We start from the raw sequence: 15,018 nt of genomic DNA on the forward strand, positions 1-15,018 counted from the left end.
CAATGAAGAAACTTTCCGTCCTGTTGGCGGCGAGTGCGCTCACGACCACTGCCATGGTCGTGGCCACGCCTGCCGCTGCGCAGCAGACCACTTCGGGCATCGAGGGGACCGTGCGTGCCGACACCGGCGCCGCGATCGAGAATGCGACCGTGGTCATCACCGACACGCGCACCGGCGCCACCAGCACCCAGATGACGGGGGCCGACGGCCGCTTCAACACCACCGGCCTGCCGACCGGCGGTCCGTATATGGTCGCGGTCAATGCGCCCGGCTATCAGGGCCAGGTCGTCGAAAACGTCTTCATCAACCTGACCGGTTCGACCAGCTTCAGCTTCGACCTCGCGTCGGCCTCGGACACGGTCACCGAAGAAGCGATCGTCATCACCGGCAGCCGCGCCGGCGAGACCCAGCGCGCGCTCGGCCCGGGCCAGTCGATCAGCCAGGAAGTCCTCGAGACCCTGCCGACCATCAGCCGCGACGTCCGCGACTTCATCCGCATCGACCCGCGCGTCGCGATCGAGACCTCGGGCGACGACGTCGATCGCATCAGCTGCCTCGGCGGCAACGATCGCACCAACGTCTTCACTGTCGACGGCATCGCGCAGGCCGACCTCTTCGGTCTCAACAACACCCCGTTCGCGGGCCGCAACTCGGGCCCGATCCCGTTCGACGCGATCAAGGAAACCGCGGTCGAATTCGCGCCCTTCGACGTCGAATATGGTGCCTTCACGGGCTGCGCGATCAACGCGGTGACCAAGTCGGGTACCAACGAATTCCACGGTAGCGCCTTCTTCGAATATCGCGACCAGGACATGCGCGGCGACACCGCCGGCGGCGAAACCTTCGAAAAGGGCGTGTTCGACGAGAAGCGCTTCGGCGCCACCCTCGGCGGCCCGATCCTCAAGGACCGCCTGTTCTTCTTCGCGGGCTATGAGGAACTCGACGCCGCCAGCGCGATCGACCGTGGCCCCAAGGGCATGGGCTTCGCCAACGAAGTCGACTTCGTCACCGAAGACCAGTTCAACACCTATTCGGACATCCTGAGCCGCGTCTACGGCTACGACATCGGCCCGATTGTCCGCTCGGCGCCCAATACGAACCAGAAGTATTTCGGTCGTATCGACGCCTACATCACCGATGATCACCGCCTCGAGGCGACCTACCAGCACTTCAACGAAGATCGCGTCGAAAGCGACTTCGGTGGCGGTTCCTACGGCGGCCTCAACAGCTACGAGAACGAAGGCACCAACTCGGATTACTATTCGGCGCGCCTGTTCTCGCAGTGGACCGATCGCCTGTCGACCGAAGTGCGCTACAGCCGCTCGGAAATCAGCGACAAGCAGGGCCCCGTCGGTGGCGGCGAGGCGCAGGAAGACAACCCGATCGTCCGTCTCGTCGTCGGCGTGCTCGAAGAGGGCTGCACCGTCCCCGCGGGCCAGACCCTCGAGGACGTGATCGGCACCTCGGGCTGCGAAGCCGGCACGCTCAACTCGGGCCCCGGCATTTTCCGCTCGGCCAACCAGCTCGACTACACCGTCGACCAGGCCAAGGCGCTCGCCAACTATGAAGCGGGCGACCACTTCATCACCGTGGGCGGCGAGATGAACCATCTCGACATCTACAACCTGTTCATCATCAACGCGACGGGCACGCTCTACTTCGAGAACTTCGCGGATCTCGAGGAAGGCCTGCTCGCGGGTGGCCGCGGCTTCTTCCCCGACGGCGAGGACCTCGTCCTCGGTGACGGCTGGGGCGCCGACATCAACGCGACCCCGACGGGTGATCCCAACGAGGCCGCCGCGGAATGGAACCGCACGATCTGGTCGGCCTACGTCCAGGACGACTGGACCGTTACCGACCAGCTCAACGTGCTGTTCGGGCTGCGCGCCGAATTCTACTCGGGCAGCACCCCGCGCGAGAACCCGAACTTCCTCGAACGCTACGGCTTTGCCAACAACCCCTCGTTCGACAATCTCGACCCGCTGGTGATGCCGCGTGTGGCCTTCGCCTACGAGCTCGACAACAACGGGTTCTTCTACAACAGCAAGGTGACCGGCGGGATCGGCCTATTCTCGGGCGGTGATCCGGCGGTGTGGCTGTCGAATGCCTTCTCGAACAATGGCTTCATCGGCAACAGCTCGACCCGCTTCGCGAACTGCTCGGGCGAGAACATGACCAACGGTCAGATCGACGTCGTCGTGAACGGCCAGTTCACCGGGTTCATCGACTGCGTCTTCGACGCGGCGCGTGACCAGGCGGCGCGCGGTCTCGGCGACACCCAGTCGACCGACCAGGATCTCAAGCTGGCCACGGTGACCCGTGCCAACCTCGGCTTCGGGACCCGCTTCGGTGACGGTTCGGGCGGGCTGCTCGACGATTGGAACCTCAACGTCGACTACATCTACTCGCGCTACAACAACCCGTACAACTTCGTCGATCTGATCATGGCTCCCGACCTTGATCGCCTCGCGGCGACGCGCGGGTTCGCGGTCGATGGTCGCCCGATCTACTCGCCGATCGACCCGACCCGTTCGAGCTGCAACGCCGAACTGGTCAAGGTTGACGGCCAGTATCAGTGGACCAACCTGTCGCCGAGCTGCTTCGGCACGGGTCGTGACGATGAAATCCAGCTGACCAACGCCGAGGGCTATGCCAGCCACACCGTTTCGGCGGTGCTGCGCAAGAACTGGCGCGGTGGTCTCGTCACCTCGGGTGGCGGCGGCTACTTCAACTTCGGTTACGCCTTCACCGATGCGTACGAGCGTCGCACCAACGACAACTCGACCGCGACCTCGGGCTACGACCGGACCGCCGCGTTCGATCGCTGGTATCCCGAAGTGCGTCAGTCGAGCTACGTGTCCGAGCATAACTTCTCGGTCTCGGTCGGGCTGCGCGAGGAATTCGTCGAGGACTATCAGACCTCGCTCGGCGTGTTCTTCCGTGCCACCTCGGGTCGTCCCTACAGCCTCGTCTACGGCGAAGGCGCGGACCGCGACTTCGGCTTCCAGGACAGCTCGTCGGGTGACTTCAACGCGCTCGCTTACATCCCCACGGGTGTGAACGATCCGAACCTGTCGCCCTTCTCGGATCCGGCGGCGGTGACCGATTTCCTCGCCTTCGTCGAGGAGAGCAACTGCGAGTATATCGCCGGGCTCTCGATCCTCGCCAACACCTGCCGCAACCCGTGGTACTTCGACATGGACCTGCGCATCGCGCAGGAACTGCCGGGGCCGGGGAACCTGTTCGGTGTCGACGATCGAATCGAACTGTTCGCCACGATGGACAACTTCCTGAACTTCATCGACGGCGACTGGAACGCGCTGCGGACCTACGGGACCACCCGCGGGATGATCGAGGGCGGCGTCGACGATGACGGCCTCTATGTCATCGAGCGGTTCAACAGCTTCCGCGACGAGCCGGCCGACGTTCGCACGAACGCCTCGACCTGGCGCCTCAAGATCGGTGCCCGCTACGAGTTCTAGTCGCTCGTAGGGCTCCGGCCAGAAACGCCCCCGTCCGGTTCGTCCGGGCGGGGGTTTTTCGTTGCGCCGAGCCCGCGCGTGCCGACCCGAGCCGCGTGCCGCCACCCCGCGCGCTGGCGCGCGGCGGTGCGGGAGTCGGAGACATTGAGGGAGGCAAGTTGGCACGCGGGCGCGCGGACGCTGCCAGTACCGGCAGCGCGCGGGGGTCAAGCCCGGATGCGAGGAACCGGCGGCTGGCGCACCCAAGAGGATTCGAACCTCTGGCCTCTGCCTTCGGAGGGCAGCGCTCTATCCAGCTGAGCTATGGGTGCTTTGCCGGCCGGTCCATGGCGCCTAGCCGAGCGGGGGGCCGGGTTCAAGTCCCTACCAACGCACGAGCCTCGCGAGTACGAGCCGCCCGATCAGCGCCCAGGCCGCGACGATCCCGACGTGGAAGAAGGCGAGGTGCGCGAAGGACGACCCCCCGCATTCGAGCGTGATCGCCACCGCGCCCACCGCGCCCGCCGCCAACCCGGTGCACAGCCCCGCCGCCTCGGGCAGGACGGGCGCGCCGCGGCGCAGGTGGCGCACGATCACCGCGGCGGTGAACAGGCTCGCGCCGACCCCGTTGAGGAGGCACATCAGCCCGATCTGCGCCTGCGCATCGGCAGGGCGCCCGACCAGATGCTCGACGAGCGCGATCGCGGGGAACAGGAGCATCGCGACGAACAGCCACAGCGCGCCCCCGCGCGGCGCGCCGACCGCGGGCTGCGCCATGCGGATCGCGCTCAGCCCCGCGGCGAGCGCGAGCAGCGCGAACAGCGCGGTGGTGACGAGGACGAGCGCGTCGGCGACCCCGTTGACCAGCTGCGGGCGCAGCCCGAGCAGCCCGATCACCAGCGCGATGGTGACGAGCGCGGCGGCGAGCGCGGCGCGACGCCCGTCGCGCTCGCGCACCGCGGGCTGCGGCGCCAGCTCGGCGGCAAGGTCGTCGATCATCATGTCGAGGCGTTCGGTCATCGGTTTCTCATTCGCTTTCCACGAGGGCGGCCAGCTTGCGCAGGCCGCGATGGACATTGACCTTCACCGCGCTTTCGCTCTGCCCGGTGAGGCGGGCGGTCTCGGCCACGCTGCGCCCCTCGACCTTGGTCAGGGTGATCGCGCGCGCCTGCGGGGCGGGCAGGTGGCCGATCAGCTGGTCGAGGCTGAGCCGCGCGAGCACCGGTTCCTCGGGCGAGGCGACCGGCGGCTCGGCCTCGAGGCTGGTCTCGGGGCGGCGCGCGCGCGCGCGCAGCGCGTCGATCCAGCGATAGCGCGCGATCGCGGCGACCCAAGGAAAAAACGGGCGGTCGGGATCGTAACTGCTGCGCTTGCGATGCACGCTGAGCAGCGTCTCCTGGACGAGGTCGTCGACCTGCGCGGGAGCGATCCGGCGCGCGAAATAGCCGCCGAGCCAGTCGGCCAGCGCGGCCAGCGCGGCGCGATAGGCGGCACGGTCGCCGCCCTGTGCGGCGCGCATCAGCGTGCGCAAGTCTTGGTCGCTGTGGCGCATCATCTCCTGTCTAGCAGGAAATCGGCGCTGAGGCGCCCCGGCCCCTGCGTGACGAGCACCAGCCCGAGCGCGACCCAGCCCATGTGCGGCACCCACCAGGCGGCGGGATAGACGAACAGTTGGATGACCAGCGTCATCGCCACCAGTCCCGCCGCGGCGAGCCGCGTCGCAAGCCCGAGCGCGAGGAGCAGCGGCAGCAGGTGCTCGGCCACGGTGGCCGCCACCGCCGCCACCGCGGAGGGAAGCAACGGCACCCCCGAATAGTCGTTGGCGAACAGGAAGAAGGTGGTGTCGCTGATGGCGAACAGGCTGCCGTCCTCGACCTTGGTGCGCCCCGACTGCCAGAAGATGGCGCCAAGCCCGATCCGCACGAACAGCAGCACGAGGTCGGTGACGAGCGGGTGGCCGGCGAGGCGGCGAAGGGCGGCGGGCCGGATCATGATGCCGCCGCCGCGCCATCGGGGTCGGTCGCCGGCGCCAGCCCGCCGGCCTCGACCAGCAGCGTTGTCGCCGCGGCATCGCGCTCGAGCAGCGCCGCCATCGGCCGCGGGCGCTCCAGCAGTGCGAGCAGCGCGGCGACCCCGGCGCTCGCAAAATGGTGGCGGCAGCGCGCCTCGGGGCGCGTGAAGAGGAGGTAGCGCGCCGCGCCCGCGGCTTCCCCCTCCCAGCGGAACCGCGAAGGCTCCTCGAGGCGGAGGAGCCGCAGCGCGGGGTGGACCGTCGCCCGCAGCGCGAGCAGCGCCGCCGGGGTCAGCCCGGCGATCGCCGCGAGGTCGAGCGCGGGCGTGTCGGGCGCGCCATGCGCCTCGAGGAACAGCCATTCGGCGCGGGCGAGGTCGCGCTCGTGCGCGCGGGCGAGCTGCTCGGCAAAGCCGGCGCCGATCGCGCGCAACGCCCGGCGGCGCGGCGGCGGGGTCGCGAGAAAGGCGTCGGCGGCGGCATGGAACGCCGCCTTGCCCATCGCCGCGCGGGTGCGCGCATAGCTATCCTCGAGCGCCACGAACCGGGCGTGGCGGATCGTATTGGCATAGGCCTTGAGCCCGCGCAGCTGGGCGCCCCGCGGCCCCGCGAGCAACCCTCCGGGCAGCGCCGCGGGGCCCTGCTCGAGCACGGTGGCGAAGGCGATCTGGGGATCAGGCCGCATGCGACAGCGCTCCCTCGAGCAGCCGTTCGGCGCGCGCCGCCTCGGCGGCGAGGGTGGCGAAGGCGGGCACGTCATTGTCGCGCTCGACCAGTACCGGTCGCGGCCCGCACCGTTCGAGCAGGGCCGCCAGCAGCGCCCAGCATTCCTCGCTGACGGGCGAGCCATGGTCGTCGATCGCGAGCAGCGCGCCCCCCGGGTGGCGCTCGAGCGCATGGCCGGCGACGTGGATCTCGCCGATCGCCTCGAGCGGCAGCGCGTCGAGATAGGCGTGGGGGTCGATGCCGACATTTGTGCGCGCGACGAGGATGTTGTTGACATCGACCAGTAGCCCGCAGCCCGACCGGCGGACCAGCTCGGCGAGGAATTCGGCCTCGTCGTAGCTGTCCTCGGCGAAGGCGACCATCCGGCTCGGGTTCTCGATCAGGATCGGGCGCGCGAGCCGATCCTGGATGCGCCCCACCTCGGTCACGAAATGCGCCAGCGAGGCGGCGGTCATCGGCAGCGGGAGGAGGTCGGGCAGCCGTTCGCCGCCGAGGCTCGACCAACTGAGGTGATCGGACACCATCGCCGGCGCGTAGCGCTCGCACAGCGCGGCGAGCCGTTCGAGCTCGTCGCGGTCGCAGCCGTCGGGGTCGCCGATCGACAGCCCGACCGAATGGAAACTGACCGGCACTGCCGCACGCACCGCGCCGAGCCAGCGGTGCGAGGGGCCGCCCGCCATCATGTAATTTTGCGGATGCACCTCGATCCAGCCCGGACCCTGCCCGCGCTCGCGCGCCTCGAGGAAGGGCGCGAAATGCTGCGGCTTGAGCCCGATGCCGGCGCGGGGCGGCAGCGGGGAGGGGGCGGGTCGGTCGCGGTGGCGGTGGCGGGTCATGCGGCGGTTCCTCGTCGGGACGCAACGGCACCCCGCCCGCCGCGCGTCGCGGGACAGCGGGCGGCGGGGCGGGGCGCCACGATCCGGGCCCTAGGCGGGCAGGCCCGGATCGTTATTGTCCTGCTCGGTCAGCGTGCCGCCCATGGCGTTGCAGCCTTCTTCGCCGCCCTCGACATATTTCCAGGCGTTGCCCTGGTAGTCGACGGTCGAGGTGCCCGCGCAGCTGGTGCCGGGGCCGGCGGCGCAGTCGTTCTTGCCGGCGAGCGCGACGCCGTAGCATTTGACCTTCTCGGCGCTGGCCTCGCTGGTCTGCGCGCCGCGCACCTCGGCGCTCTGGGCATTGCCCTCGGCGGCGGGGGCGGCGGGCTGGTTGCCGCAGGCGGCGAGCGCGAGCAGCGCGGTGGCGGCAGCGGTAGTCTTGGCAAGATCGGTCATCTCTGGCTCCCTTTGTGGCGCGGGAGCGCGTCGTGGTCCCGCACCCCCCTGTTCGTCCAATCCGCGCACGGGGTTACAGCGGGGCGCATTTTGTGCGGCGATTGCTGCACCCGTTGCTGCACGCGCTGCGCTTTTGTTGCAGCGCCACAAGGGCCGGTGCTAGAAGGGCGCCAACAGCGATCATGAAGGAGCGACGATGCCCAAGGTCGTCATCAAGAAATATGCCAACCGCCGCCTCTACGACACCGAACGCTCGAGCTATATCACGCTCGATGACCTGTCGCGGATGATCCGCGAGGGGCGCGAGGTCGAGGTGATCGACGCCAAGTCGGGCGACGACATCACCCACCAGGTGCTCACCCAAATCATCGTCGAGGAGGAAGCCGATGGCGGCGGGATGCTGCCCGTCTCCTTCCTGCGCGAGCTGATCAGCATGTACGGCGGCGCGATGCAGGGCGCGGTGCCGACCTATCTCGAAGCCGCGATGGCCGCGTTTCGCGAGCAGCAGAAGGCGATGGGCGGGGCCTTCGACCCCTCGGTGATGACCGAGATGGCGCGGCGCAACATGGAGATGTTCCAGTCCGCCGCCTCGGCGTTCACCCCCGGCGCGAGCGCGGGCGCGGGCAAGGAGGGCAAGGACGAGGTCGAGAAGCTGCGCGCCGAACTGGCCGCGCTCAAGGCCAAGGTCGACAAGCTCTAGGAACCCTTTCCCCGGCCCGACCGTCTCTTGTCGAAGATTGGCAACGGAGGGAATTGATGGCTGGCAAGGACAAGACCGACCGCAAGGCGCAGGCCGAGAAATTCGCCCGCGCGGCGATGAGCCCCGAGATGATCGCCGCCGGGCTCGCTGCGGCGGCCGCCGCGATCGCGGCCAGCCCGACCGCGCGCCGCAAGATCCAGGAGGCCACGCTCGAGGCCGCCGACAAGGCCAATCGCGCGGCGGCCGAGACGATGACCACCGCCACCCGGATGGGGGCGATGATCGTCGAGGGGCTCGCCGATGCCGCGCAGCGGATGCTGTCGGGCGACTGGGAAGACGCGGTCGCGCCGCGCCAGCCCACCAAGGCGCCGAAAGCGCACCCGGCGGGCGAGCCGGCGCCCGCCGCGAAGGCGCCGGGCAAGCCCGCTGCCGCCAAGAAACCGGCTGCCAAGAAAAGCGCCGCCAAGAAGACCGCGGCCAAGAAAACTGCCGCCAAGCCCAAGTCCTCGGGCAAGCCGAAATCCTCGGCCAAGACCGGGCCTCGAACCGCCAAGGCCAAGGCCGCCGCCGCGGGCGCGGCGCGGGTCAAGACCGCGGCGCGCCGCGCCCCCGCGACCAGCGCCGCGGCGGCCAAGACGGGCGCCGCCGGCAAGGCTGCCCCCAAGAAAAACACGGCGGCCAAGCCCGAGCGCGCGACGCCCCCGGGTGGGAAGGCGAAAAAGTAGGCCGCGAGCGGCTTAAGAGTCTGGAACTTTTAACCTCTTCATGCCATCGGGCGCGGCCATGAACCAGTCTCCCGCCATCATCGTCCTCGCCGCGGGCAAGGGCACGCGCATGAAATCCGCGCTGCACAAGGTGCTCCACCCGATCGCCGGCCGCCCGATGATCGAACACCTGCTCGGCAGCGTCGACCAATTGTCGGCCAGCCGCACGGTGGTCGTCGTCGGCCAGTGGAAGGAACAGCTCGAGGCGGCGCTGGACGGGCGCGGCCTGACCTTCGCCGAACAGACCGAGCAACTGGGAACCGGGCATGCCGTGCAACAGGCGCAGGCGGCGCTGGCGGGGCATGTCGGGCCGGTCATCCTGCTGTTCGGCGATGTCCCGATGGTCCGCGCCGAGACGATGCGCGCGATGGTCGAGCGGCTCGAGGCCGACGACAAGCCCGGGATCGTGGCGCTCGGCTTCGAGCCCGAGGATACCAAGGCCTATGGCCGGATCATCACCATGGGCGACGACCGGATCGACAAGATGGTCGAGCACAAGGACGCCAGCCCCGAGGAGCGTCGCTGCCGGATGTGCAATTCGGGCATGATGGCGGTCGAGGGCGCGAGCCTGTTCGACTGGCTCGCCGAGGTCGACAACGACAATGCGGCGGGCGAATATTATCTTCCCGACATCGTTAACATCGCCAAGCGCGAGGGGCGCCGCCCGGTGGTCGTCAAGGGCGAGGAGCGCGAGGTCACCGGCATCAACAGCCGCGCCGAAATGGCGCAGGCCGAGGCGCAGTGGCAGGCCTTCAAGCGCGAGGAAGCGATGGCCGCGGGGGTGACGCTGCGCGCCCCCGAGACCGTGTTCTTCAGCTGGGATACCGAGCTCGGGGCCGACGTCACGATTGAGCCCTTCGTGCAGTTCGGCCCCGGCGTCCGGGTCGCCGACGGGGCGACCATCCGCGCGCATTCGCACCTCGAGGGGTGCGACGTCGGCGAGGGCTGCGAGGTCGGCCCCTATGCCCGGCTGCGCCCCGGCGCGCGGCTCGAACGCGGCGCCAAGGTCGGCAATTTCGTCGAGATCAAGAATGCGGTGCTCGGCGCGGGCGCCAAGGCCAACCACCTGACCTATGTCGGCGACGCCGCGATCGGCCCGCGCGCCAACCTCGGGGCGGGCACCATCACCTGCAATTATGACGGCTTCAACAAGTGGCCGACCATCGTCGGCGCCGACGCCTTCGTCGGCTCGAACAGCGCGCTCGTCGCCCCCGTGGTGATCGGCGAGCGCGCGATCGTCGGCGCGGGCTCGGTCGTCACCAAGGACGTCACCGCCGACGCGATCGCGATCGCGCGCGGGCAACAGAAGGAACTGGCCGGCGCGGCGAAAAGCTTCCGCGACAAGGCCGGCGAACAGAAGAAAGCGGGCGTGGGCAAGCGGCAGGTCGCCGCCGCGCTCGAAAGCAAAGAGGACCAGAAGTAATGTGTGGAATCGTCGCCATCGTCGGCAAGGAATCCGTCGCCGACCGCCTGTTCGACGGGCTCAAGCGGCTTGAGTATCGCGGCTATGATTCGGCCGGCATCTGCACGCTCGAGGGGGGCGACTTCCAGCGTCGCCGCGCCGAGGGCAAGCTGCAGAACCTCGCCGCGGTGCTCGCCGAACGGCCGCTCGCGGGGGACATCGGCATCGCGCATACCCGCTGGGCCACCCACGGCGCGCCGGTCGAAAAGAACGCGCACCCGCATATCGCGGGCGACGTCGCGATCATCCACAACGGCATCATCGAGAACTTCAAGCCGCTGCGCGAGGAGCTCGTCGCCGACGGCTATGTGATGGAAAGCGATACCGACAGCGAGGTGGTCGGGCATCTCGTCGCGCGCGAACTCAAGCGCGGCAAGACCCCGCAGGAAGCGGTCGGCGCGATCCTCTCGCGGCTCCACGGCGCCTTCGCGATGGGCTTCCTGTTCCGCCAGCATCCCGACATCGTCATCGGCGCGCGGCGCGGCAGCCCGCTCACCATCGGCTATGGCGAGGGCGAGAACTATCTCGGCTCGGACGCCATCGCGCTCGCCCCCTGGACCCAGCGCATCGCCTATCTCGACGATGGCGACTGGGCAGTGCTGACGCGCGACGCGGTGCAGATCTTCGATGCCGACAACCAGCCGGTCGAGCGCGAGATCGTCATCTCGGGCGCCTCGGCGGCGAGCGTGGAGAAGGGCAATTATCGCCACTTCATGCAAAAGGAGATCTTCGAGCAGCCGATCGTCGTCGCGCAGACGCTGCAGAGCTACCTGCGTCCCTATGACGGCGAAGTGGCGCTGCCCGACAGCAGCCTCGACCTGTCGACCATCAACCGCATCACCATCGTCGCCTGCGGGACCAGCTTCTATGCCGGCATGGTCGCCAAATATTGGATCGAGCATTTCGCGCGCATCCCGGTCGACATCGATGTCGCCTCCGAGTTCCGCTACCGCGATCCGATCCTCAAGGAGGGCGAACTGTCGCTCTTCATCTCGCAGTCAGGCGAGACCGCCGACACGCTGGCCGCGCTGCGTCACGCCAAGGAGGAGGGGCAGGTCATCGCCGCGGTGATCAACGTGCCGACCTCGACCATGGCGCGCGAGGCCGATCTCATCCTGCCGACCCACGCGGGTCCCGAGATCGGGGTCGCCTCGACCAAGGCCTTCACCTGCCAGCTCGCGGTGCTTGCCGCCTTCGCCGCCAACCTCGCGCGCGCCAAGGGCAAGATCGACGCCGCCGAGGAGGCCGACATCGTCGCGCACCTCCAGGAGGTGCCCGAGGCAATGCGGCGCGCGCTGGAGCATGACGAGGACATCGCCTCGATGGCGCATCTCGTCAGCCCCGCGCGCGACGTGCTCTACCTCGGCCGCGGGCCCGACTATCCGCTGGCGATGGAAGGGGCGCTCAAGCTCAAGGAAATCAGCTATATCCACGCCGAGGGCTATGCCGCGGGCGAGATGAAGCACGGGCCGATCGCGCTGATCGACGAAAAGGTCCCGGTGATCGTGCTCGCCCCCTCGGGGCCGCTGTTCGACAAGACCGTCTCGAACATGCAGGAAGTGCGCGCGCGTGGCGGGCAGATCATCTTCGTGTCCGACGCCAAGGGGCTCGAGGAGGCCGGCGATGGCTGCATCGCTACCATCGAGATGCCGACCGCGCACCCGCTGATCCAGCCGATCGTCTACGCCATCCCGGTGCAGCTGCTCGCCTATCATGTCGCGGTCGCCAAGGGCACCGACGTCGACCAGCCGCGCAACCTCGCCAAGTCGGTGACCGTCGAGTAGCGGCTCAGCGAAGGCCGAGCCGGGCGGCGCGGCGCACCAGCGCGTCGCCGAAATAGGTCATCGCCGCGCCGATGTGCGGCGACTGGCGGGTGCGCTCGTGGGTGACGATCCACAGCGCCCGCCGCACCGGCCCCGAGGCGAAGCAGGGCTCGAGCGCGGGGTCATCGGCGACCGCGAGGCACGGCAGTGCGGCGAGCCCGAGCCCGGCGCGGACCGCGGCGAGCAGCCCGGTCGAACTGTCGTAGAGCGTCACCGGCTCGAGCCCCGGCGCGTGGTGCGCCAGCCAGCGACCGTAGATGTCCCACACCCCGGGGCCGCCGCCGCCGACCAGCGGATGGTCGGCGAGCGCGTCGATGTCCCGCGGCTTGCCGTTGGCGGCGGCGTAGGCGGCGCTGCAATAAAAGGTCCAGCGATCCTCGCCGATCCGCCGCGCGATCAGCGCATCGCCCTCGATGCGGGTGGCGACCCGCAGCGCGATATCGGCCTCGCCGCGCCCGAGGTCGCGGGTCTCGTGGGCATGGTCGAGCTCGAGCCGGACCTGCGGGTGCGCCGCCTTGAACCCCGCGAGGAGCGGGGTCAGCATCATTTCCGAATAGATCTCGTTAACGGTGAGCCGCACCGTCCCGCTGAGCGCGCGGCGCGCGGCCGCGGCCTCGGCGGCGAAGGCGGACGCCGCCGCCGCGACGGGGCGTGCGTGCGCGAGCAGCCGCTGCCCGACCTCGGTCAGCCGATAGCCCGCGCGCCCGCGCTCGAACAGCTGGTGCCCGAGCGCGCGCTCGAGCGCGGCGATCCGGCGCGCGACCGTCGTCTGGTTGGCGCCGAGCCGGGCGGCGGCCTTGAGCGTGCTGCCCGCGTCGGCGACGCCGACAAAGTAGCGCAGGTCGTCCCAGTCGAACATCGTCACATTCTACGCCGCGCGGGCCGGGGCTGCAAAAATGCAGGACAGGTCGGCGAACTGGTGGCTGCCGCGCCGTGGCGCGCCGGGGTAGAAGCCAAGCCATCGGGCCGCTCGCCGGTCCGCCACCCAGAGGGAGAAGCACCATGACCCGCCTGTTCGCCGCCATCTTCGCCATCGCCCTGTCGAGCACGCTGCTCGCGCCCCATGTCGCGGCCGGACCGGTCGCCGCGGTGGCCGTGGCGCTCGCCTGACCCGCGCCCCGACGCGAACGAAAGGGTGTCGCCCCGCGGCACCCTTTGCCGTACGGGCCGTTGAGAGGGGCAAAGGAGCAGCATGCACGCGACCGAGACCTTCAGCTTCACCGGGGCGGGCGGCCATCGCCTCGACGGCCGCCTCGAGCGCCCGCGTTATGTCACCCCGCGCGCCGTGGCGATCTTCGCGCATTGCTTCACCTGCGGGAAGGACAGCCGCGGCGCGACCCTGATCGCCCGCGCGCTCGCCGCCGAGGGGTTCGCGGTGCTGCGGTTCGATTTTGCCGGGCTCGGCGGCTCCGAAGGCGATTTCGCCGGCTTCGCCACGCAGGTCGCCGACCTCGAGGCGGCCGCCGACGCGTTGCGTGCCGCCGGGCTCGCCCCGGGGCTGCTGGTCGGCCACAGCCTCGGCGGCGCGGCGGTGATCGCCGCGGCCGCGCGGATCGAGGGGATCGGCGCGGTCGCCACCATCGGGGCGCCCTCCGACACCGACCATGTGCTGCGCCATCTCGGCGACCGGATCGAGGAGATCGAGGTCGACGGCGAGGCGGTGGTGCGGATCGGCGGGCGCGACTTTTGCGTCAAGAAGCAGTTCATCGAGGAAACCCGCGGCGCACTCCAGGCCGACCGGCTCGAGCGCTTCGACCATCCGCTGCTCGTGATGCACGCCCCGACCGACCAGCTGGTCGGCATCGAGCATGCCCGCGCGATCTTCGAGGCGGCGCACCACCCCAAGAGCTTCGTCTCGCTCGACGATGCCGACCACCTGCTCACCCGCGACACCGACGCGCGCTATGCCGCGGGCATCATCGCGGCGTGGGCGGCGCGCTATGCCCCGCCGCGCGCCGCCGAGCCCGCGGCGGCGCTGACCGGGACGGTGCGGGTGGAGACGGCGGGGGGCAAGTTCGCGCAGTGGATGATCACCCCGACCCACCGGCTCCTGCTCGACGAGCCCGTCTCCTATGGCGGCAACGATGATGGTCCCACCCCCTATGACCTGCTCCTCGGCGCGCTCGGCAGTTGCACCTCGATGACCATCGCCATGTATGCGCGGCACAAGGGGATCGACCTGCGCCATGTCACGATCGATCTCGAGCACAGCCGCGACCACCATGCCGACACCCGTTCGGACGTCGACGACGAGGGGGCCGAGCGGATCGAGGCGATCGACCGGCACATCCGGCTCGAGGGCAACTTTACCGAGGCACAGCGCCGCCGCATGATCGAGATCGCCGAGCGCTGCCCGGTCCATCGCACGCTGGAGGGCGAGCTGCACATCCACACGACGAGCGCGCCGTGAAGACCCTCGGTGGCTGCCATTGCGGCGTGGTCCGCTGGGAGGCCGAGCTTCCCGACCCGCCGCTCGAGGCGCTGGCGTGCAACTGTTCGATCTGTCGCAAGACCGGGCACCTCCACGTGTTCGTGCCGCACGCGCGCTTCACGCTGCTGCGCGGCGCCGATGCGCTGACCACCTACCGCTTCGGGACGGGCAGCGCAGCGCACCTCGTCTGCCGCTTCTGCGGGGTCAAGAGCTGCTACCAGCCGCGCAGCCACCCTGGCGACTGGAGCCTCAACGCGCATTGCTTCGACGAGGAGGTGGCGCTCGAGTGCCGCGATTTCGACGGCGCCAACTGGGACCTCGCCAAGGCGACCCTCGACGGCACGCCCGAGGGCGGCTAGCGCTGGCCTG

14 protein-coding genes and 1 tRNA gene are annotated in these 15,018 nt (G+C 69.6%); 7 read left to right on the plus strand and 8 right to left on the minus strand.

The window, feature by feature from the left end:
* Positions 1-2: 2 nt before the first annotated feature.
* Positions 3-3,482, plus strand: coding sequence for a TonB-dependent receptor (locus L8951_RS09105; protein ID WP_244382699.1), 3,480 nt, complete (start codon positions 3-5; stop codon positions 3,480-3,482).
* A 234-nt stretch (positions 3,483-3,716) separates the two neighbouring features.
* Here L8951_RS09105 and L8951_RS09110 read toward each other — a convergent pair.
* The 7 genes from L8951_RS09110 to L8951_RS09140 all read right to left on the minus strand — a co-directional run bounded on the left by L8951_RS09110 (position 3,717) and on the right by L8951_RS09140 (position 7,469).
* A tRNA-Arg gene (locus L8951_RS09110) sits at positions 3,717-3,793 on the minus strand.
* Positions 3,794-3,845: 52 nt separating this feature from the next.
* A complete protein-coding gene (locus tag L8951_RS09115; RefSeq protein ID WP_244382700.1) occupies positions 3,846-4,481 on the minus strand; it encodes an NrsF family protein in 636 nt (211 codons plus the stop codon).
* A 7-nt stretch (positions 4,482-4,488) separates the two neighbouring features.
* Positions 4,489-5,016 carry a sigma-70 family RNA polymerase sigma factor gene (locus L8951_RS09120; RefSeq protein ID WP_322597141.1) on the minus strand — a complete coding sequence of 176 codons (528 nt, stop codon included), beginning with the start codon at positions 5,014-5,016 and terminating at the stop codon, positions 4,489-4,491.
* Entirely contained in the window at positions 5,013-5,453 is a 441-nt protein-coding gene (locus tag L8951_RS09125; protein WP_244382701.1) for a DoxX family membrane protein, read from the minus strand. Before L8951_RS09125 ends, L8951_RS09120 begins: the two co-directional genes overlap by 4 nt.
* Positions 5,450-6,157, minus strand: coding sequence for an HvfC/BufC family peptide modification chaperone (locus tag L8951_RS09130; protein ID WP_244382702.1), 708 nt, complete (start codon positions 6,155-6,157; stop codon positions 5,450-5,452). Before L8951_RS09130 ends, L8951_RS09125 begins: the two co-directional genes overlap by 4 nt.
* Positions 6,147-7,034: an MNIO family bufferin maturase gene (bufB, locus tag L8951_RS09135; protein ID WP_244382704.1), complete on the minus strand. Its 888-nt coding sequence runs from the start codon at positions 7,032-7,034 to the stop codon at positions 6,147-6,149. Before bufB ends, L8951_RS09130 begins: the two co-directional genes overlap by 11 nt.
* 90 nt (positions 7,035-7,124) lie before the next feature.
* Complete coding sequence (locus L8951_RS09140) at positions 7,125-7,469, minus strand: BufA1 family periplasmic bufferin-type metallophore (protein WP_244382705.1); 345 nt, start codon at positions 7,467-7,469, stop codon at positions 7,125-7,127.
* A gap of 196 nt (positions 7,470-7,665) precedes the next feature.
* Between L8951_RS09140 and phaR the strand changes: the two genes are divergently transcribed.
* The 4 genes from phaR to glmS are packed head-to-tail and all read left to right on the plus strand — an operon-like array spanning position 7,666 to position 12,179.
* A complete protein-coding gene (gene phaR / locus L8951_RS09145; protein ID WP_244382706.1) occupies positions 7,666-8,169 on the plus strand; it encodes a polyhydroxyalkanoate synthesis repressor PhaR in 504 nt (167 codons plus the stop codon).
* 56 nt (positions 8,170-8,225) lie between these two features.
* Complete coding sequence (locus tag L8951_RS09150; RefSeq protein WP_244382708.1) at positions 8,226-8,894, plus strand: hypothetical protein; 669 nt, start codon at positions 8,226-8,228, stop codon at positions 8,892-8,894.
* Positions 8,895-8,952: 58 nt separating this feature from the next.
* Positions 8,953-10,356, plus strand: a complete 1,404-nt coding sequence (gene glmU, locus L8951_RS09155; RefSeq protein ID WP_244382709.1) for a bifunctional UDP-N-acetylglucosamine diphosphorylase/glucosamine-1-phosphate N-acetyltransferase GlmU — start codon at positions 8,953-8,955, stop codon at positions 10,354-10,356.
* Entirely contained in the window at positions 10,356-12,179 is a 1,824-nt protein-coding gene (gene glmS, locus L8951_RS09160) for a glutamine--fructose-6-phosphate transaminase (isomerizing) (RefSeq protein ID WP_244382710.1), read from the plus strand. The genes glmU and glmS overlap by 1 nt, the downstream gene beginning before the upstream one ends.
* A gap of 4 nt (positions 12,180-12,183) precedes the next feature.
* Here the strand turns inward: glmS and L8951_RS09165 are convergent, their stop codons facing one another.
* Positions 12,184-13,077 carry a LysR family transcriptional regulator gene (locus tag L8951_RS09165; protein ID WP_244382712.1) on the minus strand — a complete coding sequence of 298 codons (894 nt, stop codon included), beginning with the start codon at positions 13,075-13,077 and terminating at the stop codon, positions 12,184-12,186.
* Between the two features lie 333 nt (positions 13,078-13,410).
* On the opposite strand from L8951_RS09165, the gene L8951_RS09170 reads away from it, so the two are divergent.
* Together L8951_RS09170 and L8951_RS09175 are read left to right on the plus strand one after the other, a co-directional pair.
* Complete coding sequence (locus L8951_RS09170; protein WP_244382714.1) at positions 13,411-14,628, plus strand: bifunctional alpha/beta hydrolase/OsmC family protein; 1,218 nt, start codon at positions 13,411-13,413, stop codon at positions 14,626-14,628.
* Positions 14,625-15,008: a GFA family protein gene (locus tag L8951_RS09175; protein WP_244382716.1), complete on the plus strand. Its 384-nt coding sequence runs from the start codon at positions 14,625-14,627 to the stop codon at positions 15,006-15,008. Before L8951_RS09170 ends, L8951_RS09175 begins: the two co-directional genes overlap by 4 nt.
* Positions 15,009-15,018 lie beyond the last annotated feature (10 nt).

Origin of the sequence: Sphingomicrobium astaxanthinifaciens (assembly GCF_022865105.1) — a bacterium.
GTDB classification, from domain to species: domain Bacteria; phylum Pseudomonadota; class Alphaproteobacteria; order Sphingomonadales; family Sphingomonadaceae; genus Sphingomicrobium; species Sphingomicrobium astaxanthinifaciens.

Coding starts and splice junctions, on each gene's coding strand:
- L8951_RS09105 (WP_244382699.1), top strand. CDS start 3: ATGAAGAAACTTTCCGTCCTGTTGGCGGCGAGTGCGCTCACGACCACT.
- L8951_RS09115 (WP_244382700.1), bottom strand. CDS start 4,481: ATGACCGAACGCCTCGACATGATGATCGACGACCTTGCCGCCGAGCTG.
- L8951_RS09120 (WP_322597141.1), bottom strand. CDS start 5,016: ATGATGCGCCACAGCGACCAAGACTTGCGCACGCTGATGCGCGCCGCA.
- L8951_RS09125 (WP_244382701.1), bottom strand. CDS start 5,453: ATGATCCGGCCCGCCGCCCTTCGCCGCCTCGCCGGCCACCCGCTCGTC.
- L8951_RS09130 (WP_244382702.1), bottom strand. CDS start 6,157: ATGCGGCCTGATCCCCAGATCGCCTTCGCCACCGTGCTCGAGCAGGGC.
- bufB (WP_244382704.1), bottom strand. CDS start 7,034: ATGACCCGCCACCGCCACCGCGACCGACCCGCCCCCTCCCCGCTGCCG.
- L8951_RS09140 (WP_244382705.1), bottom strand. CDS start 7,469: ATGACCGATCTTGCCAAGACTACCGCTGCCGCCACCGCGCTGCTCGCG.
- phaR (WP_244382706.1), top strand. CDS start 7,666: ATGCCCAAGGTCGTCATCAAGAAATATGCCAACCGCCGCCTCTACGAC.
- L8951_RS09150 (WP_244382708.1), top strand. CDS start 8,226: ATGGCTGGCAAGGACAAGACCGACCGCAAGGCGCAGGCCGAGAAATTC.
- glmU (WP_244382709.1), top strand. CDS start 8,953: ATGAACCAGTCTCCCGCCATCATCGTCCTCGCCGCGGGCAAGGGCACG.
- glmS (WP_244382710.1), top strand. CDS start 10,356: ATGTGTGGAATCGTCGCCATCGTCGGCAAGGAATCCGTCGCCGACCGC.
- L8951_RS09165 (WP_244382712.1), bottom strand. CDS start 13,077: ATGTTCGACTGGGACGACCTGCGCTACTTTGTCGGCGTCGCCGACGCG.
- L8951_RS09170 (WP_244382714.1), top strand. CDS start 13,411: ATGCACGCGACCGAGACCTTCAGCTTCACCGGGGCGGGCGGCCATCGC.